The 22,314-nt window shown below is 63.0% G+C and carries 17 protein-coding genes, 1 tRNA gene and 1 other RNA gene; 8 read left to right on the forward strand and 11 right to left on the reverse strand.

What is annotated here, in order from left to right:
- Positions 1-477 (reverse strand): carbohydrate ABC transporter permease (locus DEHOM01_RS09270; RefSeq protein ID WP_217998008.1); only part of this gene is annotated, 477 nt, incomplete at its 3' end.
- Positions 478-482: 5 nt separating this feature from the next.
- On the reverse strand, positions 483-1,769 hold the full coding sequence (locus tag DEHOM01_RS09275) for an ABC transporter substrate-binding protein (RefSeq protein ID WP_061212519.1): 1,287 nt from the start codon (positions 1,767-1,769) through the stop codon (positions 483-485).
- Between the two features lie 393 nt (positions 1,770-2,162).
- Between DEHOM01_RS09275 and DEHOM01_RS09280 the strand changes: the two genes are divergently transcribed.
- The 5 genes from DEHOM01_RS09280 to DEHOM01_RS09300 are packed head-to-tail and all read left to right on the forward strand — an operon-like array spanning position 2,163 to position 9,331.
- A complete protein-coding gene (locus DEHOM01_RS09280) occupies positions 2,163-5,351 on the forward strand; it encodes an alpha-mannosidase (RefSeq protein ID WP_061212520.1) in 3,189 nt (1,062 codons plus the stop codon).
- Complete coding sequence (locus DEHOM01_RS09285; protein WP_061212521.1) at positions 5,348-6,403, forward strand: alkaline phosphatase family protein; 1,056 nt, start codon at positions 5,348-5,350, stop codon at positions 6,401-6,403. Before DEHOM01_RS09280 ends, DEHOM01_RS09285 begins: the two co-directional genes overlap by 4 nt.
- Before the next feature lie 8 nt (positions 6,404-6,411).
- Entirely contained in the window at positions 6,412-7,074 is a 663-nt protein-coding gene (locus tag DEHOM01_RS09290) for an HAD family hydrolase (protein ID WP_156468344.1), read from the forward strand.
- The gene (locus tag DEHOM01_RS09295; protein WP_061212531.1) at positions 7,071-8,594 is read left to right on the forward strand and encodes a beta-N-acetylhexosaminidase; all 1,524 of its coding nucleotides are present in this window, start codon (positions 7,071-7,073) and stop codon (positions 8,592-8,594) included. The genes DEHOM01_RS09290 and DEHOM01_RS09295 overlap by 4 nt, the downstream gene beginning before the upstream one ends.
- A 59-nt stretch (positions 8,595-8,653) precedes the next feature.
- On the forward strand, positions 8,654-9,331 hold the full coding sequence (locus DEHOM01_RS09300) for a metal-dependent transcriptional regulator (RefSeq protein WP_061212523.1): 678 nt from the start codon (positions 8,654-8,656) through the stop codon (positions 9,329-9,331).
- Here the strand turns inward: DEHOM01_RS09300 and DEHOM01_RS09305 are convergent.
- The 8 genes from DEHOM01_RS09305 to DEHOM01_RS09335 all read right to left on the reverse strand — a co-directional run bounded on the left by DEHOM01_RS09305 (position 9,315) and on the right by DEHOM01_RS09335 (position 16,795).
- On the reverse strand, positions 9,315-10,181 hold the full coding sequence (locus DEHOM01_RS09305) for a metal ABC transporter permease (protein WP_061212524.1): 867 nt from the start codon (positions 10,179-10,181) through the stop codon (positions 9,315-9,317). The two genes, DEHOM01_RS09300 and DEHOM01_RS09305, sit on opposite strands and share 17 nt — an antisense overlap.
- On the reverse strand, positions 10,178-11,110 hold the full coding sequence (locus DEHOM01_RS09310) for a metal ABC transporter permease (RefSeq protein WP_061212525.1): 933 nt from the start codon (positions 11,108-11,110) through the stop codon (positions 10,178-10,180). Before DEHOM01_RS09310 ends, DEHOM01_RS09305 begins: the two co-directional genes overlap by 4 nt.
- Positions 11,107-11,835, reverse strand: a complete 729-nt coding sequence (locus tag DEHOM01_RS09315) for a metal ABC transporter ATP-binding protein (RefSeq protein ID WP_061212533.1) — start codon at positions 11,833-11,835, stop codon at positions 11,107-11,109. Before DEHOM01_RS09315 ends, DEHOM01_RS09310 begins: the two co-directional genes overlap by 4 nt.
- Positions 11,836-11,888: 53 nt before the next feature.
- Entirely contained in the window at positions 11,889-12,830 is a 942-nt protein-coding gene (locus DEHOM01_RS09320; RefSeq protein WP_156468345.1) for a metal ABC transporter substrate-binding protein, read from the reverse strand.
- Positions 12,831-13,359: 529 nt separating this feature from the next.
- Positions 13,360-14,532: a hypothetical protein gene (locus DEHOM01_RS09325; protein ID WP_061212526.1), complete on the reverse strand. Its 1,173-nt coding sequence runs from the start codon at positions 14,530-14,532 to the stop codon at positions 13,360-13,362.
- A 152-nt stretch (positions 14,533-14,684) separates the two neighbouring features.
- A tRNA-Ser gene (locus DEHOM01_RS09330) sits at positions 14,685-14,769 on the reverse strand.
- A gap of 125 nt (positions 14,770-14,894) precedes the next feature.
- Positions 14,895-15,011 carry a methionine/alanine import family NSS transporter small subunit gene (locus tag DEHOM01_RS09880; RefSeq protein WP_074298932.1) on the reverse strand — a complete coding sequence of 39 codons (117 nt, stop codon included), beginning with the start codon at positions 15,009-15,011 and terminating at the stop codon, positions 14,895-14,897.
- Entirely contained in the window at positions 15,008-16,795 is a 1,788-nt protein-coding gene (locus DEHOM01_RS09335) for a sodium-dependent transporter (RefSeq protein WP_061212527.1), read from the reverse strand. Before DEHOM01_RS09335 ends, DEHOM01_RS09880 begins: the two co-directional genes overlap by 4 nt.
- Positions 16,796-16,976: 181 nt before the next feature.
- On the opposite strand from DEHOM01_RS09335, the gene ffs reads away from it, so the two are divergent.
- Positions 16,977-17,072, forward strand: an RNA gene (ffs, locus tag DEHOM01_RS09340) — signal recognition particle sRNA small type.
- Between the two features lie 19 nt (positions 17,073-17,091).
- Here ffs and DEHOM01_RS09345 read toward each other — a convergent pair.
- Entirely contained in the window at positions 17,092-17,682 is a 591-nt protein-coding gene (locus DEHOM01_RS09345; RefSeq protein ID WP_061212528.1) for a DUF421 domain-containing protein, read from the reverse strand.
- Between the two features lie 903 nt (positions 17,683-18,585).
- On the opposite strand from DEHOM01_RS09345, the gene DEHOM01_RS10085 reads away from it, so the two are divergent.
- Positions 18,586-19,131, forward strand: a complete 546-nt coding sequence (locus tag DEHOM01_RS10085) for an endonuclease domain-containing protein (RefSeq protein ID WP_167346676.1) — start codon at positions 18,586-18,588, stop codon at positions 19,129-19,131.
- 174 nt (positions 19,132-19,305) lie between these two features.
- Positions 19,306-22,278, forward strand: a complete 2,973-nt coding sequence (locus tag DEHOM01_RS09355) for a DNA polymerase III subunit gamma and tau (protein ID WP_061212530.1) — start codon at positions 19,306-19,308, stop codon at positions 22,276-22,278.
- Positions 22,279-22,314 lie beyond the last annotated feature (36 nt).

Genomic DNA, 22,314 nt, shown 5'->3' on the forward strand with positions numbered 1-22,314 from the left:
CTCGTTTTGCAGCCAGGCGATGTTGTCGAACCCCACCAGGTTGATGAGAACGTTGGCGATGCCGAACTGGCTGGAGAAGATTGAGCTGAAGAGCATGCCCATCGCGACCATCGAGGTGATGTTCGGGATGAGATAGATGACCTTGTAGGTCGTCGAGAACCTGAGCGTTGAGTTGAGCATAAGCGCCAGGATCGTTGCCAACACGAGGGTAGGAACCGTGCCCATCACCCACAAGATCAAGGTGTTGACGAGGGATTTATAGAAAAGTGGATCAGTGACGAGGTATTTGAAGTTCGTCAGGCCGATCAGGTCGAAATCGCCGAGGCCCGACCAGTTCGTGAACGCGAGCCCCATCGTAAACACCACGGGCATCGCGCCGAACACGAAGAAGAAGAAAAAGTACGGCGAGATGGCGAGGTATTGCGGCAGTGCCTGTTTGATGCGCGTCCCGAGTGGTCGGGCCTTCGGCTCGATCATTGTGGTCAGTTCACCTTGATGCCGGATTGTTCAGCGATGCGCTTGGCAGCCGTGACTGCATCGCTCCACGCCTTTTCGGGGTCCTTCTTTGTCGATTCCACCTGCTCGAGTTCCGCGGAGAAGGGGGCGTTCACTGCTTCCGAGTTCGGATCCTCGTAGAGCGGGCGCACGGTTTCGGCGGCGGCGCTGAAGACCTCCGCGGCCTTCTGACCACCGAGGAATTCGACCTCACCGTCAACTTCAGGCATGGCGTGAGCCTCGGTGGCTGCGGGGAAGTTTCCGCTGTGCTTGTACTCGAGTGCCTGGTTCTTCGCGTTGAGAATGAAGGAGAGGACCTCGAACGACTTCTTCGGATCCTTCGCACCCTTCGGGATTGTCAGGAACGAACCGCCCTTGTTCACGGCCTCACCCGGGTGCTTGCACACGTGCCACTTGCCGGAGGTCTCGGGAGCGTCCGACATGAGATCGGCGAGATGCCATGAAGCTCCGAAGTCGGCCGGAAGGCGTCCCTCGCTCACTGCTGCCGCTGAGTCGGTGGTCTGTGCGGCGAGCGCGCCGTTGATGCCGGCAGCGTTGGCCTTGACCGCGAGATCCCACGCGGCACGGATGTGCTCCTGGTCGCCGATGAACGCGCCGTTTTCGTCGATGAAGCCCTTACCGGCCTGACGCCAAACCGTGCCGAACACGCTGGCCGTGTTGCGAATGAGGAAGGTACCGGGCTTCTTCGCAATGAGTTCCTTGCCGAGTTCGAAGTACTCATCCCACGAGCGGATCGCGTTCTCGAGCTCCGTGGGATCGGAGGGGAGGCCCGCCTCTTCAAACACATCGAAGCGGTAGAAGAGGGCGGTGGGGCCGATGTCGATCGGAATACCGACCTGTTTGCCGTCTTTCGAGGTGGCCTGCTGCCACTTCCAGTCGAGGTAGTCGCCCTTGATGTCTTTCGCGCCGAGCTCGTTGAGATCCTCGAAGTAGTCGGTCTTCGAGAGGAAGAAGGCGATGTCTTCGCCCTTGACGCCGGTGATGTCGGGAAGGCCGGAGCCTGCGCTGAAGGTCGTCGTGAGCTTCTGCTTGAAGTCGCCGCCGATCACGTCCTGGCGGAGCGAAATGTCAGAAAATTTTTCTTTGACGGCGTTGAGAACGTCGTCACCGTAGCCCTCGGGCCACATCCACAGGATGAACTCGTTGCCGTCGCCGGCGCTTGACCCGGAGTTGCTCGTCGAGCAACCGACGAGAGCCAGTGGGCCAAGCGTGAGCGCGCTGGCTCCGAGGAATGAACGACGGGAAATATTCATTGAAAACTCCAAGTAAGCCTCGGTGGGATGCGCCGTGGATGATTCCTGTACGGCCGCGTTGCCGTGCCAGTCAATACCCGTGCGGTTAACGTCAAGTAAATGGAAAATGATGACGTAAGTAAACTTTTATCGATGCGGTTTGCGCCGACCGAAGAGTGCACTTTCTTCGAGCTAGGCCTCCGGCGTGTTTTCCCCTGTCATGGGGGTTTTTCTGGGTCGGTGCGTGAGATGCCCGGTCGTGCCTCATCGAAAGCGTGGTTTCTTCCCAGGGGTAAAAGGTCATTAGGTGTGCGTTTAGTTACACGAGGTGTTTTTGTGGCTGATAGGCTCGCTGCGTGCGCGGTTTAGCTATGGTGCTGGCCGTGAAACGAGGGCGATGTTCTGGAGGGTGGAATGTTTGACGATTCAACGCTTGTGGAGGACCGCATCGAGCGTCTCCACGAGAGGCTGGGCAAGGAGCTCTTCAGGGTTCTCGCGCCCGTTCACGTCACCGCGTGGAAGGCGCCGGGTGAGCCCGTTGACTTTGCAACGGCGGCGGGCGCGAGCTATACCCCGATTGCCTCGGGGGATCGCTGGGGGCCGGCGTGGAGCACGTGGTGGTTCAAGCTTTCGGGCACGGTTCCCACCGAGGTGAAATCTGAGCGCGTGCAGCTGCGCGTGGACCTCGGCTTCGAGGGGGATTGGGCTGGCAATCAGTCCGAAGGCCTCGCCTACACCACCTCTGGCACGCCGCTCAAGGGCGTCAACCCCATGAATCGCCTCATCCCACTCACGGGCAAGGGCCTTCCCGAAACGATCGCGAAGGCGGGCGAGAGTCTTCTCGACGAGAACGGGAATGTGGACCTCTTCATCGAGGCCGGCGCCAATCCCAACATGGGTGACTGCATGAACAACCCCACCGATCTCGGGGATCTCTCGACTCGCCCCGATAAACCCGTGTGGACGTTCGGTGGTGCTGACCTCGTGGTGCGCAACGAGAGCGTGTGGCACCTGTGGCTCGACATCGAGGTGCTCTGGGGCACCCTCAAAGAGCAGCCCAAAGACTCGACTCTTCGCGCGACCCTCCTGCGCACGCTCGAAGAGGCGGCCGACATCGTCGATGCCGAGGGTATCCACGAGGGTGCCGACGCCGCCCGCGCCCACCTCGCGCCCGTGATCGCGAGTGGTGCCGGAGCCTCCAGCCAGGTGATGAGCGCCGTGGGACACGCGCATATTGATTCCGCGTGGCTGTGGCCCTTGCGTGAAACGCGCCGCAAGGTCGCACGCACCTTCTCGAACGTCCTTGCCCTTGTCGAGGACTACCCAGAATTCACCTTTGCGTGCACGTCGGCGCAACACTACGCATGGCTCAAGAGCGGCGCACCGGCGCTGTTCGAACGCGTGAAGGACTCGATCGCGAACGGCCAGTGGCACCCGGCAGGCGGAATGTGGGTCGAATCCGACACCAACCTCCCCGGTGGCGAAGCCCTCGTTCGACAGTTCACCGTGGGGCTTAACTGGATGGAGCGCGAGCTCGGAGTTGCCCCCACGTGCACGTGGCTTCCCGACTCCTTCGGGTACACGGGCGCTCTCCCGCAGATTGCGAGATTGAGTGGCATGACCACGTTCTTCACGCAGAAGCTCAACTGGAGCCAAACGAACACGCTCCCGCACCACACGTTCTGGTGGGAGGGGATCGACGGCACCCGCATCTTCACGCACTTCCCGCCCGTGGACTGCTACGACTCGATCGTGAGCGCCGAAGAGGTCTTCAAGGCCGAACGTAATTTCAAGGAAAAGGGGCGTGCGAAGCGCTCGCTGCTCCCGTACGGCTACGGCGATGGCGGTGGCGGCCCCGTCGCGGAAATGGTGGAGCGCGCCAGGCGATTCGCCGACATGGAAGGTGCGCCCCGCGTGGAGTTCGATTCCCCCGACGGGTTCTTCGACAAGGCGCGCGAGGAGTATCCCAACGCTCCCGTGTGGAGCGGCGAGATGTATCTCGAGTTCCACCGCGGCGTGTACACGTCCAGTGCGGAACTCAAGCGCGGCAACCGGGAGGTCGAGGCGAAGCTCGCCGTCCTCGAATGGCTCGGCGCACTCGCGACCGAGCGAGGAATCGACTATCCGCTCGCTGAGGTCGAGGAGCTATGGCAGCGTGCCCTCCTCCTCCAGTTCCACGACATCCTGCCGGGCTCGTCGATCCACTGGGTCAACCGCGAGGCGCGCGCCGAGTACGAGGCGCTGCGCACCGATATCGAAACTCTCATCGACTCGCTCCTCGCCTCCCTCGCGGGTGGGGGCACGGGCTCGGTGGAGGCCCTCGACGGCGAAAGTGGCAAGGCAACGGCGCTCGCGGGCTCTGAGGTCACCGTCGTTAACCCGTCGCCCGTTCCTCGCCGCGAGGTGTGGGAGCATTCCGACGGTTGCTCGCTCATCGAGGTTGCGCCCTTCTCGAGTGGTCCCCTGAGCACGCTTGAGCAACCGCTCGCGAATCCCGTGACCTGTGAAGAGCGCGGGGATGACATCGCGCTCGCCAATGGCCTCGTGGAAGTTGTGATCGACGAGGGCGGTCTTGTGTCGTCCCTTCGCGATCTCAAGGCGGGCCGCGAGCTGCTCGCCGCAGGCCAGAGGGGCAATGCCCTCAGCGTCCACCCGGATTTCCCGAGCTGCTTTGATGCGTGGGAGCTTCAGCATCAGTACAAGCGCAGCGAAACAGTGCTTGAGGAAGCGCTCGAGGTGAAGGTCGTGACGAAGACGGCGCTTCGCGCGTGCGTCGAGGTGCGCCGCTCCCACGGAGATTCCACCTTCACTCAGCGCATCACGCTCGATGCGGACGCTCGTGCCGTCGACTTCGAGGTGCATGTCGATTGGCGCGAGAAGCATCGCGTGCTGCGCGTGGGCTTCCCGCTTGCACTGAGTGCCCGGACGGATCGTTCGGAGATCCAATTCGGGCATATCGACCGTGCGATTGCGAAGAACACTTCGTGGCAGGAGGCGCAGTTTGAGGTGAGTGGTCACCGCTGGGCGCTCCTCGAAGAACCCGGCTACGCGGTTGCCTTCGCCAACTCGCAAACGTACGGGCACGATGTCCGCGTGCTTGACGCCGCTGGCGCCGACCGTCGCGGTGGTGTCGCGTTTGGCTACACGCTCTTGCGCTCGGCCACGGCGCCTGATCCGGAAGTCGATCTCGGCGAGCACACGCTTCGCTACAGCCTCGTGTGTGGCGCGGATATCGCGCACGCGCACGCCGCTGGCCTCCGCCTCACGCAGCCGCTTCGCGAAACCGCTCACGCGCTCGAAACATCGGCTGTCGCGAGCATCGAGCACCGCGAGGGCGACACGCTCGCCCTCATCGACGCCGTGAAGCCCGCCGACGACGGCTCGGGCGACCTCATCGTCCGTCTCCACGAGGCCGAGGGGCGTGCGGGCATCGCCCACGTCCGTTTCGCCTCCGCGCCGAGCGAAGCTCGCGCGACGAACCTGCGCGAGAAGGACGCGCCCGAGATCGCGCCGGGCCTTGTCGCGTGTAGCGAGGACCCCTCGCTCTACGAAGTATCGATGCACGAATTCCAGATTGTGACCTTGAGGGTGGCACACGCATGAAACTCCTGCTTATTTGCCTCGATGGTGTGAGGGCCGATGTGGCCCTTCCCGAATTCGTGGCGGCCGATCCGCACTTCGCGAAACCCGATCACGACGCTGATCCGCGCTTTCGGGCAGTGACCGACGAAGGCGAGCCTGCCGTCGGACCGAACGACCCCCCGCTTGACCGCACCCTCGCCCCCGAGGACGCCCCGAAGAACCTCGCGCCCACGCTCGCGCGGCTCGCTCGCGGCGACGAGCACTCGGGCGGGCACATCACGCCCATGTGGATGACGCCGCCGACGGACTCCGCGCCCGGCTGGTCCACCATCCTCACGGGCTCCACGCACGAGGAATGCAACGTGTGGTGGAACGAATTCGTTGGCCATGACCTCGCGCGGCGCCCCGACATCCTCTCGCGCGTGTACTTCGCGAACCCCGCCGCGCGCACACTCGCCGCCGCCACGTGGGAGGCGTTCTGTGCGCCCCACGGGCTCGGGCCGCTGCTCCAGCACCGTTTCGACCAGCAGCGCACGGGTCAGCACCAGACGTTCCACCCCGACCTTAAGGACGGATTGGATCGCGCGGACGATGACGTCGCGCACTGGGCGACGTGGAAGCTTCTTCACGAGGGGCCCGACGCGGCGGTCGTGTACTTCGAGGGCGTCGACGGCGCGGGCCACGCCCACGGCGCCGAATCGGAACAGTACCGCGACGCGATCCGCCACGTCGATGAACTCACCCGTCACCTCGTGAAGGCTGTTGCCGAGCGTCACGAGCAGCTCGGCGAGGACTGGCTCGTGGCCGTCACGACCGACCACGGTCACAAACCCGAAGGCGGCCACGGCGAGGACGAAGTGGAGGTGCGCCGCAGCTTCCTCATTACCCACCGCATCGGCGCGCCTTTGCCTGACGTTCTTACCTCGCGCGATGTGCTCCACAGCGAGCAGGTCATGTGGGACCTCCTCGATGCCATGGGTGTGCGCCAGGGCAGCTACGACGCCGAAGGAGTGGGAGTGCTACGCGACATCGAGCAGGTAGGCCCCACGCGCAACCTCGCCTTCGAGTGGTGAGGGCGACTGTGGCAAAAACACTTCCGAGCCGGGTTGCCGGCGTCATCTTTGACATGGACGACACACTTTTCGATTCGGAAAAGGCGTGGCACGAAGCAGCCGCTGCCCTGTGGCGCGATGCCGGGGGAGTCTTTCGCGGCTACGACGACCGCGGCGGCACCGTCGAAGACCTCGCGAACGCCTTCCTTGACGAATTCGGCGTCGAGGGTGCGCGCGAGGAGCGAATGAAAGAGGTCTGTGCCCGGCTCGAGACCTCGATCCGCGAGCGACTCGACGTCGACCTCGCGCCCATGCCCGGAGCCGACGCCCTCACGTCTCGCCTCGCAAAAGTTGTGCCGCTCGCGATCGGATCCAATTCGCCGCAACGCATCGTCGAGCAGTGCGTGCGCGCGATCGGCTGGCAGGACCGCTTCACCGCAGCCCTCGGTGTGAGCGCCGACATGAACCCCAAGCCCGCCCCCGACCTCTACCGTGAAGCGGCCACGCGTCTCGGAGCCGACCCCCGCGATTGCGTCATTTTCGAAGACTCGCCCACGGGGGCCCGCGCCGCTGTCGCTTCGGGCGCCTTTGTCGTGACAATCGGTGACGACGCGCGTGGAATCGGGACGCTGGCAGTCGATACTCTTAACGATGACATTGTGACCTCGTGGATACCGGAGCAGCTGACATGAGAACCCTTATTCCCGAACCAACAACCGTGCGCGAGCTGGACGGCCACTTCACCCTTCCCTCGCCTCTGCCCGTAACCGGAGGCGGGCAGGCCGCCGACTATCTCGAGGAACGCCTTTCCTGCGCGGCCGGCGTGCGCGTGTGCGAAGGCTCCGGCGGAGTGGTGTTCTCCCGCGACGACTCCCTCGGTGACGAGGCCTACCGCCTGCGCGTGGACGCCGACGGCATCCAGATTGAGAGCGCCGACGATCGCGGTGCCGGATGGGCCGTGCAGACGCTCCTCCAGCTCCTTCCGCCCGCAATCTACTCATCGGGCCCCATGAAGCCCTCCTCCCTCGTCGTGCCGTGCGTCGAGATCGAGGATGCCCCGCGCTACCACTGGCGTGGCTCCCACATCGACGTCGCCCGCAACTTCCTTCCCCTTGAGGGCCTCTACAGGCACCTCGAGGTCATGGCGATGCACAAGCTCAACGTGCTGCACCTTCACCTCACCGACGATCAGGGCTGGCGCATTCCCATCGAAGGGTTCCCGAAGCTCATCGAGAAGGGATCACGGCGCCCGGGAACCCTCGCGGGCCATCAGCCGCCGCCCGACGAAAACGACTGCGACGATGTCGCGGAACACGACGGAATCGAATGCGGCGGCTACTACACGCGCGACGAGATCACCGCGCTCATCGAACGAGCCGGAAAGCTTGGCATCCAAGTCGTGCCCGAAATTGACATGCCTGGGCACATGGAATCCGTCGTCGCCGCATACCCCGAGCTCGGCTGTGTCCCCATCGAACACCCGCGCACGTGTTGGGGCATCTCCGAACACGTTCTCGCCCTCACCGACGAAGCCGTCGAATTTTGCCGCGCCGTGCTCACCGACGTCGCCTCGCTCTTTCCCGGCTCGCCCATCCACGTGGGTGGCGACGAATGCCCCGGTAAGGAATGGCGCGAACACGAACCGTCGCGCGCAACCATGGAACGCATCGGTGCAACGACACCTGCCGAGGCCCAGGCCTGGTTTGAGAACGAAGTGTGCACGCACGTTCTCGGCATGAATCGCCGCGTGATCGCATGGGATGAGGTGCTCGACGGCACCGTTCCAGAGGGGACGACGGTCATGGTGTGGCGCAAATCCGAAGCGGTCGAGGCGGCGATGAACGCCGGCTTCGACGCTATCGCCGCGCCCACGGAGTTCACGTATTTCGACTACCGCCAGCACTCCGGGGAGGACCACCCGCTCACGATCGGCGGCAACCTCCCGCTCAGCAAGGTCGCGGGCCTCAGCGACCTCCTCGACGCCGTTGGCGGCGAAGGCAAAGGCGAACTGCTCGGTGCGCAATTCCAACTGTGGACCGAATACGTGCACGACTGGGTGAAAGCCGAGTATCTTCTGTGGCCCCGAGGCTGTTCGGTCGCGCAGCAGGTGTGGTCCGGTTCGGCCGGCAACGCCCGTGAGCTCGAGACGATGAAGGCCCACCTCGCGCGCCTCACGGCACGCGGCCTCAACTGGTGCCGCACGGCCGAATAGCCTTTGATCGGCTCAGCCGTGAGCCGGTCATGAGAGAGCTGTGTTGCTACTGTGGTGGCGTGTCAGTTGAGAAGCTCTCCGGTAGCGTGCAGGATTACCTCAAGGCTGTGTGGGTTCTAGGCGAGTGGTCGAACGAACCCGTGACGACCTCGAAGATTGCCGCGCGCGTGGGAGTTCGGCCGGCAACGGCATCCGAGACCATTAAGAAACTGGCGAAACAGGCGCTCGTGGAGCATTCGCCTTACGGGGCAATCACGCTCACGGAAGAAGGACGCTGCCTCGCACTCGCTATGGTGCGCCGACATAGACTCATCGAGACCTTCCTCGTCGAAAAGCTCGGCTACGGGTGGGACGAGGTGCATGCCGAAGCAGAAGTGCTTGAGCATGCGGTCTCCGATCTTATGGTGGAGAGAATCGACGCCGCGCTGGCGCATCCCACGCGAGACCCGCACGGTGACCCGATTCCAGGGCCCGACGGAAAACTTGAAACGATCCCCGCGTTCCAACTCACGGATCTTGCGGCTGGGGAGTCGGCACGGGTGGAGCGAGTGTCGGATGCTGATCCAGCGCTTTTGCAGTTCCTCGCGGGGAAAGGGCTCACCTTTGGGGCGATCGTGCGTGCACGCGAAGCGGAGCCTTTCTCCGAGACGCTCGACCTTGAGGTCGACGGCGTGAATGGGACAGCGGCGCTCGGCAAGACTGCGACTGACGCTGTGTGGGTCACGGTTCTCGAATAGAGGGGCGAACCCGAGAGAGCACCGTGCGGGCGGCGAGTACGCAGAAAAAGATGAGGCCATAGACGACAGCCATGCCCGCGCTCGTCGCCGCGCCGAGCACGTAGGCGAGCCAAAACCCAGCGAGCGTTCCGAGCGTAGCGACGAGAACACTTCCGATCACCATGTCTCGAAGGTCTCTGGACCACAACCGCGCTGTCGCGGCGGGAATCACGACCAGGGCAAGTACCAGGACAGCGCCGGCGGCGTGAAAAGCGGCCGTCACGGTGAGCGATGTGAGAAACATGAAGACCACATTGATGGCTCCCGTGCGCACGCCGATTGATTGGGCGAATGCTGGATCGTAGGTGGTGATGGTCAATCGTGGGAACAGCGCGGCGATTACGCCGATGTTAAGGGCGAGAACCGCGAGCATGACGTAGAGGTATTGCGGTCCAACGTCGATGCCGCCGATGGTGAGAGGTGTCCATGCGGCGAGATTGACATCGCCCACCAAGACCGCGTGTTCATCGAGGTGGACATTGCCGAAATCGATCGAGATGAGAAGAACGCCGGCGCTGAAAAGAGCGGGAAACACAAGGCCCTGCGACGCATCTCCCGCGAGCAAACGCGTGCGTGAGAGTGCTTCGCTTCCGAGCACGACGAGGAGCCCCGCGCCTGCGGCGCCGACGATGAGCAGGGGAGAGGTAAGAGAGTGCGTCAGCGCATAGCCGATCACGACTCCCGGAAGAACCGCATGGCTCATACCATCGACCATCATCGAACTCTTGCGAAGTACGACGAAAACTCCGGGAAGGGCAGTAGCGAGTGCCGTCGTGACAGCTAGGGCACACGTACCAAGGATGAAATTCACGGTTTCCTCCCTTGCCCGGGTGACGATCGAAAAGTGCGGCGCGTCGTCGAAGACGCGACCATGCGCGCAAGGATTCCACGTCGAGGGGCGCACAGGAGTGACACGACGAGAGCCCCGACGAGCACGAGAACGGTCACTGGACCGCTCGGCAGTTCCCCGAGCGCGACAGATGCATAGGCGCCGAGGCTGCTTGCGCCCGCACCAACGAGAGCGGAGCAAAGTGTCATGGAGGAAAGCTCGCGGGTCCACTGGCGTGCGACCGCCGGAGGGGTCACAACGAAAGCCACCATGAGCACGAGCCCGACGGCTTTTACCCCCGCGACCGTGGCGATCGCGAGCATGGCGAACATGGCCGCATCGATCGCCTTGCCGTTCAGTCCGAGTACCGTGCAAAACTCCGGATCGAACGCACGTAGCGAAAACTCTTTCCATAGGGCGAGCGTCGCGAGGATTGCGCAGCCTCCGACTATCGCGCTCGAGGTGATGTCGGCTTTCGTGAGCGTTGAGGCGTTACCGAAAAGAAACGCGCCGATCCCACCCTTACCGGGGAGGGAACTCTTGCTGATGAACTGAAGGAGCAGCATACCGGTTCCGAAAAAGAGCGAGAGCGTCGTGGCCATCGCGGCATCGATCGTGAGCGGTGTGCGAGACGCGACGATGTTCGCGACGAGATGCGCTGCCGTTCCGGTGACCGCCGCGCCTATGACGAGAAGAAGTGGCGAATGTACGAAGGCGCCCGGACCGAGCGTTGAAAAAAGGAAGGCGAGGAGAACCCCAGGGAGGGCTGAATGCGAGATGACGTCGCTCGCAAGCGACTGGTGGCGCACATAGGCGAAGCAGCCGAGCGCCCCAGCGATAGCCCCGATGAGGCTCGTCCCCACAAGGACGCTGCGGTAGGTGTAGACCGAAAGAAAATCGACGATGCTCACGAGTGACCTTCTTCGCGAGAGACGAGGGCGCGCGAGAAACATCCATCGAGGTCATACGCGCGCCGAATAGCTACGTCTGTGAGGGTGCGTTCCACGGGGCCCGATGCGATGAGTTCAGTATTGAGAATCGCAACGTCAGAGCAAAACTCCCGAACAGTCGCAAGATTGTGATGAACGAGCACAACGGTGCGCCCTTTCGAGCGGAAGTCGGCAAGAACATCAAAGATTGCACGCTCGCTTCGCGCATCGACCCCTTGAAATGCTTCGTCGAGGATGAGGAGGTCTGGCTCTTGTACGAGGGCGCGGGCGAGAAAGACGCGTTGGCGCTGACCACCCGAGAGCTCATTAATGTGGCGTGTGCTCAGATCCTCGAGGCCGACCTGGCGAAGCGCCGCGAGCGCACGCTCACGCTCGCGGCGCCCCGGCCGGCGAAACCACCCGAGAGTGCCGTAGGTCCCCATAGCCACAACGGTGAGCGTGGTCGCGGGAAAGTCCCAATCGACGCTCAGAGATTGCGGCATGTACCCCACTCGCGAACGTGCCACGCGGAGGCTTTGCCCGAAAAACTCGGCCGTGCCCGTGAGGGGTGGAACGAGCCCAAGCATGGCTTTGAGCAGAGTGGATTTTCCCGCCCCGTTGGGCCCGACGATCGCCATGCAGGCGCCGCGTGCCACCTCGAGCGTGACACCTTTGAGGACGATATTTTCGCGGTAGGCGACTGTCATGTCGGTGACGCGACACGCGGGCGCGGCGACAGTCTTAGCAGGGGGTTGCGCCGTCACTTCCCAAGCGCCTCCGCGACAGCGTCAACGTTGTGGGTGAAAGCTCCCAGGTACGTGTCGACCCCGGGTTCCGCTCCAAGGGAATCCGCGTAGAGCTCGGCATCCGAGATCTTGACGTCCCACCCTTTCGCGTGCACCGCTTCTTGGAGACTCTTGATGGCCTGCGGGTTGGCCTGGTTGTCGAGGAAGATCGTGGGAACTTTCTTCGAGGCGATGAGGGTTGCAAGCTCGTCGATTTCCTTTGCGCTCCGCTTGGCTTCCGTCGAGATGAAATCGGTCGCGTGAACCTCGAGATCGAAATGCTTTCCGAAATAGTTGAAGGCGTCGTGCCCCGTCACGAGGATGCGGGGCGCATCGATCTTTGCGAGTTTTGCGTCGGCCTCACTCACTGCTGCGCGAATTTTTTCCTTGTATTTCTCGGCGTTCGCGCGATAGGTTTTTTCGTTTTTGGGGTCGGCCTCGGCGATCTTGTCGGCAACCGAGTCAACGGCGATGAGCCATGCTTCAGGGCTGTTCCAGATGTGAGGGTCATGGAGCGGGCGCCCTTTGTCGTCCTTTTCTGGCCACGGCAGGAGAAGCTTCTCAGGGACCTTCGAGCCGACGGCGAGTTGACGATCGCCGAAGCTTTCGAGCTGAGAGGTCATGTGGGCCTCGAGATTCAAGCCGTTCCAGAAAACGAGGTCGGCGCTTCGCATCTTTTCGATGTCTTGGGTGGAGGGCTGGTAGGTGTGGGGATCCCCTCCGGGACCCACCATCGTCGTGATCTCGGCGTCTGGGGCGATGTTCGCGACGGCATCGGCGAGGTAGCCCGTCGTCGCGTACACGGAGAGTTTCTTGCCGTCGTCTTGGCGTGCGGTTTGGCCTGAGCAGCCTGTGAGTGCGAGCGCCATGGCAGCGAAGGCAACGACGGCAGCGCGTGCTGACTTTCGAAGGTTCACGTTATCCCTTTGATGCTGGAGTGAAGACGTGCCGAGCAGGCGTGCATCCGTGCACATCGAGCGTCGATCCGTCTCTCGCGCCCTATGACGCGAGAAATCCAGGATGCACTAACAAAGAAGTTAGGGCAACCTAAAACCGTGAGTGTTGTGTGTCACGAGAGCGCGGTCGAGCAAGGAAGATGCATCGTTGTGCTCCCTCGCGCCTCGATTTAACCGTGGGTCGATTTCTCTCGATTAGCCGGGTGTCCTGGAGTGCTACGTATGGAGCATCGAAGGGGGTCCGCTTCGTGTTCGACGCTGACATAGTTCCCGAGGGGAGCTTCGTGGGGTCATCCGTTTACAGGAGGCGGAGCATGAGGCTTAGGCGCCAGAGAGTTTCCTCGCGATCCGGGCAAACGGGGTGAAATCCCCGGCGGGGGAGCGAAACACCTCGGGGTTTGCGATTCCGACGGTAGTCAGGCAACCGTCGGATTTCACATCAAGAGCTGATGCCGCCGGGCCTAGCTTCCCGGCTACGCCAGCCCAACATTTAGCCTTGCGCGTTCTTCGCGGCCTGTGCACGTGCCACATCATGTGCGAGTGCAAAGGCATCGGTGTTGCGCATGAAATCTCGTGCCCACTCCGCTCGTCTCGTGGCTGCACGTCGGTACTGACTGCGCTGAACCTTGTCCCCGGAAGTAGCAAACCCCTGCACGTTCTCGAGCCTCTCAAAGTGTTCCATGACCTTCGCGAACGCATCGTCGGGGGAGGCGAGAGCGTGCGTGACGCTCTCGCCGTTCTCGATCTCGTCGTACAGCCAGCGCCCCTGAGCGTTCCGAAGCGCCCACGCGGGGGCCCGGTCGCCAATCTCCCTGCGCAGGTACGCATCGGGTTCCTCGGCCACGGTGATGTCGATACGCGCATACCGATCGCGCACGGCGGGCGAGCAGCGGAAGAGACGGCTAATGTCTCGCGCGTCGAATCCGGAAAAGTAGGGAACCTGCCCTGCAAGGGAACCGTCGGACTGAATCAGGTGATTGAAGAGGTAACTCGCGCTCCCGATGTACAGGCGGTCGCTGCCGGAGGTTAACGGAGAGAGGTACTCTTCGACGTAGTACACGCACGAAAGGATGGCGGCCATGTCGGCGGCAATGGCCCGATCGAACTCTTGCGTACTTTCGGGGCGGAACTCCCACGTTGCACTTCCGTATTCCTTGTAAATCAGGTCGCGGAAAGCCTCAACGGCTTCGTCGATTTTGCCCGTCACGCGTGGATCCCCTTCACCGGAATCTTTGGTCGAAAACCGATGCCTAACGTGCTTATCCGCGCGATCGGCGAACACGAGCTTCCACGTACCGCTTCCGTCGCTCCTTACGTTACGAAAGATCCCATACGAAACCGGTAAAATCCGACTCGTCGCCGTGGTCACCATGTTTACACCCTTAATTTCGCCCGGCTCGCTCCCCTCAAATTTCTCGTCGAGGTCATCTTTGAGGGACCGAAGGAAGCGATCGGGGGCCCCGCTCCTCGGCCGCACACGCCTCAGCTCACGAATGTGAAAACCCGAAATATGGTCGATGACACTCTCGGAGCGCAACTCATCGAGATAGAGGCTTGCAGCAATCTTCGTGGGGAAGTGGTGTTCGGGCGGCTCCTGCGAGCACGCCTCTGCGCTCTGTGCGGTGCACTGTTGAATCTTGTCGAGCGGGGTAATGTGCCACATGCGGGACTCCAGGCGCCGGTCGTCGCTTCGTCGTGATTGAAAGGGGCGCGCACCGAGTTTACGTACCGGTTCTGGTGGAACTGCGAGAGCCCCAGCGCGAAAAACGGGCACCGGCCCAACCGTGAAGGCTGAGGCGGTGCCCGCTCAATCCGCGGAGGATAGGGGATTTGAACCCCTGAGGGCGTGAACCCAACACGCGTTCCAGGCGTGCGCCATAGGCCGCTAGGCGAATCCTCCATTGGCTGCCGGCCGCGAAAAACTCGCGAGCAAAAGGCAACGCGCTCCAGTGTACCCAAAAAGCTCCGTGCGGCGCATGTGCGGGCCGGAATCGCTCGGTGCGGACGGGGCGAAGGTCACACGGCCTAGTCGTCTTCGGCTGAAAGGTCGGGGTGGCGAACGAGGTTGATGATCGCGGCGCCAAGCCCTCCCCACAGCATGAGCATCGAGACGATGAGCAGAGTGATCGCAGAGGCATTCATCGTGTGTCTCCCTTCGTGAACAGGCGCGAGAAGAAGTTCTTTCCCTTCGTGAACAGGCGCGAGAAGAGGCCAGCGCGCGCGGGGTCATCGTCGGCGCGCAGCTCTTGCGGGAACTGGGTGTCGGGCGTGGGAACCTCGAGGGGCTTACCGCGCACGATGCTCTCGGCAATCGGGTCGCCGTCGGAATCGAGCTTGCCCGCGTTCGACTTTTGGGGCCAAGGGACCGCGCTCATGACAATCGAGAACGCGACGAGCACGGCAGCCATTCCCCAACCGAACGTGTTGACGAACCAGTCCGGCATGCCGCCGTAACCGTTGTTGACGATCTCTTTCGCATCGAGAACGAGGGTGACGGCGAGAATGGCCGGCGCGATCACAGAGACCATGACGTACCAGAAGTCGCCCACCTTGAATGACCCGTACATGTTGAGGTGGTCGCGCAGGGCGGGGATTGCTCGCACAACGTAGGCGAGGATGAGCGTGCCCACGAGAGCGGCAACCACGATGCCGAAGGAATTGACGAACTTGTCGGAGACATCGAGCAGGTTCAGGCCCGTCGTCGTGGAAAAGCCGAGGGTCGAAAGGACCGCCATGGGGATGCCCACGGCGAGCGTGCCGGCAACGCGGCCAAGGCCCAGCTTGTCCTGCACAGCGGCGATGATGACCTCGAGGATGGAGATGAGGGACGTGAAGCCCGCGAGCAGGAGCGAGCCAAAGAAGAGCGCCCCGATGAGTGCCCCGAGCGGCGCTTGGTTGATGATCGTGGGGAACGCGATAAACGCGAGGCCGATGCCGTCTGCGGCGACATCCGAGACCTGCTGACCCGTGGAAGCCGCCATGAATCCGAGCGCGGCGAAGACGCCAATACCAGCGAGCAGCTCGAAGCCCGAGTTCGAGAAGGCGACGACGAGGCCTGAGCCGGTCAGGTCGGTCTTCTTTTTGAGGTAGGAGGAGTAGGTCAGCATGATGCCGAAGGCCACGGACAGCGAGTAGAAGATCTGTCCATACGCCGCGATCCACACCGAGCCATTCGTGAGCGCGCTCCAGTCCGGAGTGAAGAGCGCGTCGAGCCCCATCGCGGCGTTCGGCAGCGTCACCGCGCGCAACACGAGCACCAGGAACATCGCGATGAGCAGGGGGATGAAGATCGTGCTCGAGCGGGCGATCCCGCCTTGAACGCCGAGAGCAAGAACGGCGATGGTGGCGACCCATACGATGACCATCGCGATGAGAATCTTCGGCACGAAATCGAAGCCGATGCCAGTCGTTTCTGCCGGGACGGATGCCGTGAACGTCCCGAAAAATGCCGCCGGATCCTCGCCCCACGCCTTGTTAAAGCTGAAGATGAAGTACCACGCGGACCACGCGAGGATTGCCGCGTAGTAAGCCGCAATGACGATGCAGATCATGACCTGCCACCAGCCGATCGCTTCGGCCTTCCGGTTCATGCGACGCCACGCGAGTGGTGCGGAGCTACGCCAGCGGTGTCCGATCGCGTAGTCCACGAACAGGAGTGGGACGCCCGCGGTCAAAAGCGCGATCAGGTAGGGGATCATGAACGCCCCGCCGCCGTTCTCGTAAGCGGTGTAGGGGAAACGCCAAATGTTGCCGAGTCCCACCGCGGAGCCGATTGCCGCGAAAATAAACGCGGTTCGGCCGGAGAAGGCGCCGCGGTTGGCGCGCTGCTGTTCGGGGGCGGCGTGCGATGTGGTGGGCACACCGGCGGGTCGGTCGGTGCTCGGGGCCGACGGTTCCACGCCCAAGTGGTGGGGATGATCGGTCATTGTGGTCTTTCCATGTGGGATTTTCGCGTGGGTCGCGAATTGAACTTTCACAGTGTGGGGAGGAGGACTGCGCCGTGTCCACCGCGTTTCGCGATGTGGTCGGCTCTAATGGCGGGGCTCGTCTACATCACAGTGGCCGACGGTGGCTGTGCGAAATGCGTTGCGAGCCTGTATCGTTGAGGGCGACTCCCCGCGTGGTGTCATCCATCGGAATCCCCCAGGGCTTGACGGCAGCAAGGGTACGAAGGCTCTGGCAGGTGCGCGGGGAGTCGTTTTATGCCGTCAGCGAGCAGGGGTTAGTCGAGCGAGTCGTCTTCGGGAAGAACGAACTCTTGACCCACGACTCCCTTGATGAGGAGGGGGTCAATACTTTCCCCCTCGCGGATGACGCTAATGAAGCCGTTCGGCTCCATAATCGCGCACTGAACCTGGCTCCGGGTTGCAATGCCGGAGCGACGGAACGCGAATGCGAGGTCCTGGTCCGTGACGCGAGCCCGCCGCGCATAGTGCTCGATTTTCTTACCGTGCGCGAAGACGACGACGGGGCGTTTGTTGAGGCCAAGCGCGGGATATTTTGTCGATCGTGACAGCGCCGTGTTGAGCGCGCCGAAGATCACTTCCATGAGAACGAGGGTGACGAGTCCGATCACGCCTGCGGCGAGGGTGGGTGGGTGTCCAATTACGACGCGGCCTGCGACTGCGCCGAGCATGATGATGACGGCGGCGTCGAAGCTCGTCGCCCCCGTGAGGATGCGCGGCCCAAAAATGTGAATGAGGAGATAGAAGACGAGGTAAATCACGACCGCGGAGAAGACCACGATGGGGATGCGCCACCATTCGATGCCGATCGCCCCAATCAGTGCTTCGGTCCACTGCGCAAATGTCATGACTTAAGCCTAGGCCACCAGCCCCTGACGTGCGGGGGCCGTCGTCGTCGGGTTCTTCTCTCGCTGTTTCTCTTCCATCCCCCCCCTCCTCTCTTCCTCTTTCTTCCTTTCTCGCCTCACTCTTGTCTCCCTCTTTCGCTTTCTCCCTCCCTCTCGCGGTCACCTTTCCCTCACTGTCCCCTCCCTCGCTGTCTCCTCCCTCCCTTACTGATTCCTCCTTCCCACACTGCTTCTTCCCTTCCTTTACTGATTCCTCGTTCCCTCATCGCCTCCTCTTCCCTCGTTGTTTCCTCTCTCGCCGTCGCACTTCATGAAAATTCTCGAGTTATGCGGGGCTGCCGCCCTTGCCGTGCCCCTGTTTCTTCATGAAGTGAAACAGGAGAAGAGGGGCGAGGCGGGAGAAGAGGGGCGAGGCGGGGGAGGAAGGCAGTGAGGAGCGGAAGGCAGTGAGGGGCGGAAGTGGCGCGGTGAGGAAATGCAGTCGCAGTTCTGCGACAAACCCTTGCCTCTTGCCGCGGCTTTCGCTTCACAGCCTGCGGCCGTCAACAGCGGCCGATACCCGCCGTGATTTGAATACCTCTCAACTTCAATCCTTGGAGTATGAGAATTGACTTTCCCCACGAGACTGTGAGTGCGGCGCAACTTTTCGAGGCGGGTTGGACCCGGCGTTCCATCAACCGCGCTCTCGCAAAGGGAAACCTCGTGCGGGTCGCGTATGGAAGCTACTCGTTCACCCCACTTTCGTCGGAAGATCTGGCTATACGTGCCGTCACGCTCGGCTGTTGGGTCACGTGCTTCTCAGCACTTGAACGGCATGGTCTCTGGGTCCCGCGAATGTCTGGCCCGCCGCATTTGTGCACGACCTACAATCGCCTCGCAAGTGGTAAGGCCCGAAAGGCGAGCGTGGGATCCCACCGCCGATGGACCCGCAACCCGTCGAAAGCGCCGGTGCTCGACATCGTGGATTCGCTCACCGAGGCTGTCCACTGCGGAACTGCTGAACATGCGTTTATCGTGCTCGAATCTGCCCTCCGCCTTGGGAAAGTGGCCCCGTTTGAAGTCGAGCGCATTTTGGGAAAGTGCTTCGCCTACCAGGCCAAGGAGATTGGAGTCCCGGGCCGTTTCTCAGAGTCGGGAACGGAATCGGCGTTCGCCTTTCGCATGAAGCGCCTGGGTGTCGGTTTTCAGCAGCAGGTGTACATCGATGCCATTGGGCGCGTTGACTTCTTGATCGGGGAGTGGCTCGTCGTTGAGCTCGATTCGTTCGAGCATCATCAAGCGAGCCGGCACGGATTCAATCGAGACCGCGAGCGCGATGCCGATCTTCAGCTCCGTGGCTACAGGGTGATCAGGCTGACTTACGATCAGGTGTTTTACCGGTGGGAGGAGTGCGAGGCTCGAGTGAGAGAGGCCATCAGGAAGGGTTTTCATCGCAAGCGGGTGCGATGAACTGGACTGCGTCACTGTCAATGAAAATTTCGGGGCTACAGGCCCTCGAAGGCAAGCAGCTCTGAGGTTTTCTTCATGGTGTGGAACGCAACCGCCGTGACATCCGGGCCCAGCCAGCACGCCCGCGCGATTCCCAACCTCCTCCACACTGCTGCCCTCCATTAGGCTGGTGTCGTGGCTACAGCTCTTTACCGTCGTTATCGCCCCGAGTCCTTCGCCGAAGTGATCGGCCAGGACCACGTCACCGAGCCGATCCGGCGAGCGTTGAAGTCGGGCCGAATCGGCCACGCCTATCTTTTTTCGGGTCCGCGCGGCTGCGGCAAGACCACGTCGGCACGCATTCTCGCGCGGTGCCTGAACTGTGCCGAGGGGCCCACGGATACGCCCTGCGGCACGTGCGATTCATGCCGTGATCTCGCACGCGACGGGGCGGGCAGCCTCGACGTCGTCGAGATCGACGCGGCGAGCCACGGCGGCGTGGATGATGCCCGTGACCTGCGTGAACGTGCAGCTTTTGCTCCGGTCCGCGACCGCTTCAAGGTCTTCATCATCGACGAGGCCCACATGGTCACCTCGGCCGGCTTCAACGCGCTGCTCAAGCTCGTTGAGGAGCCGCCCGAGCACGTCAAGTTTGTGTTCGCGACGACTGAGCCCGACAAGGTGATCGGCACGATCCGTTCGCGCACCCACCACTATCCGTTCCGCCTCATCCCGCCGCAGGTGCTGCTTCCCTACCTCGAGCAGATTTGCGCCCAGGAGGGCGTCGCTGTTGAGGATGGAGTCCTTTCGCTCGCCGTGCGTGCGGGCGGGGGCTCAGCCCGTGACACGTTGAGCGTGCTCGACCAGCTGATCGCCGGTTCTGACGAACGCGGTGTCGAGCTTGAGGTCGCGACGAACCTGCTCGGCTTCACCGACGTTGAACTGCTTAATCGCGCGGTTGATGCCATCGCGGCACACGACGCCGCGACCCTGTTCGGCGTTCTCGACGAGGTGATCGGCTCGGGCCACGAGCCTAGGCGCTTTGTTGAGGACCTGCTCGAACGCTTCCGTGATCTCATCGTTCTCGTGGCTGCCCCCGAGCGCGCACGCGAACTGCTTCCGGACGTTCCTAGCGACCAGGTCCAACGCCTGAGTGCCCAGGCCGAGGATTTCGAGCCTCGCACGCTTACGCATTTGGCGCAGGTGACGAGCGAGGCCCTCAATTCCATGGTGGGCGCGACCTCGCCACGCTTGCATCTCGAATTGCTCGCCGCGAGGCTCCTTCTTAGCCCGGCGACGGGTACGGGGGAGAGCGCAATCGGGGCGCGCCCCGGCGCGATGGGAGGCACCGCGGGCGCCTCTTCCGGTGGCGCGAATGGGGGCGGGGCTGCGCAGTCCGACGCCTCCCGCCAAACCCTGTCTCCACGTCAGCGCGCCGTGCAAATTGCACGTGAACAGGCAGCGGCGGCTGCGGGCCGCGACAAAGATCAGGTCTCGCGAGTGCCGCAGGCCGAGGAATCGTCGCCCCACGAGCACCGAGATCCCGCGCGAGAAGAGCAGAAAGCGGTGCAGGCAGACCAGCCTCGGACGCAGCCCAAGGCTCAAGAAGAGCCGGCGCACGTGCCAGCCTCGTCTGAAGCTGAACCCGTGAGAAGTGCGCAGTCCTCTCGGCCGACGCCAGAGCAACCTCAATCGCAGCCACGGCGGCCGGCGGCGAGCAACAGCGATGATTCATGGGGTGACCTTGTGTCGCAGCAACCGTCGGACTCCCCGAAGCCGAACCCGGCCACCGAGCAACCGGCCCATTCTGCGACGAACGGGGCGAACCCGCAGGCCACACCTGCGAATTCGGGCGCGAGTGCGAGCGATGTTGAGGGGCACTGGTCGGCGCTCATGGACACGCTGCAGACGCTCAAGCGCGCATCGTGGGCGCTTATCGCTCAAAATGCGGGCATCCAGTCGTTTGACGGCTCGACCCTCGTGTTGAGTTTCCGCAGCCAAGGGCTCGTCAATGCCTTCTATCGCGGCCAGCACGCGCCGCATATGGCCGAGGCCGTGCGGCGCATCATGCGCATCGACGTGACGGTCGAGGCTACCTCTGGCGATGTGCCGCCGGGAGGAGGGAACGGCGGTTCTCCCTCCAATGGCTCGCCCGCGAACGGCAATCGATCACGCGAAGGCGGACCCCCCAAGGCCGCCGCCCCCACTGAGCGGTGGGGCGATGCCGTTGCTCCAGCCGAGCATCCGGCGCCTTCACCGCACGCGTCCGGGCAGAACGCGGCGAATGCACGCGCAACACGCGACGTGGAGGCGTCTCCAGGGGGCCAGCCTCCCGTGGCAGCTGCCGCCCCTCGCGAGCCTGACGCGGACGTGCCCCCGTTCTTCGACGAGGAGCCTCCCGGTGACGAGGATGCCCCACCCGAGGACTACACACCGCAGCGCACCTCCGAGCCTGAGCCTCGGGCGCAGTTTGATGAAGCAACGCCCGCGCGCGACACTGCTTCGATGCCGCGCGGGGTCACGGAGCCGGTGCGCATCCCGGCACAACCAGGCGAGGGAGAGCCTCGCACCCACGGCCAGAAGGCTCTCAAGGAGGCGATGGCAAGCGCTTTCGGTCAGGGTTTTGAACCCGCGGCGACTCTCGTAGACGAACCCGAGGCGAACGTCCCGGCGGGGCACGAGAAAGATCCGGCAATCCGACGGGCTCAGGCCGAGGTTGATGCGGAGCAGGCCGATGCATGGTCGGGGACAGCAACCGCTTCTTCGACTGATGGGGACAGCTGGGGACTACGCACGCAACCAGATGCACAACCTGATCCGGCTCCCGAACGACAGGAGCTCAAGCGGGGCCCGGGTTTGGGTCCCACCGGTGCGCCGCGTCTGACGGGTGCCGCGCTCGCGCGTCAGGCCCTCCACGAAGCGCAGGCCAATCGACACGGCAACGGTGAACATGCTGGCTATGGGCTCAATGGGCGCAGCCAGCACTCGAGCGAGACTCAAGAATCGCACGCGAGCGCCGAGGGTCAGAACTACGATGACCCTTTCCAGGGAGCTTCGCTCGATGACGAAGACGCGTCGTCGACCGGCTCGCAGCGCCGCCCCGGTCGCGACATTGTTGAGGAATTTCTCGGCGGCGAGGTGCTCGAGGTTATCGACGAGCAGCCCTGAGCCCCGTCTCGTCTCTATGCTCTGGGCTCGGCTCGA

Origin of the sequence: Dermabacter hominis NBRC 106157, from assembly GCF_001570785.1 — a bacterium.
Taxonomy (GTDB): domain Bacteria; phylum Actinomycetota; class Actinomycetes; order Actinomycetales; family Dermabacteraceae; genus Dermabacter; species Dermabacter hominis.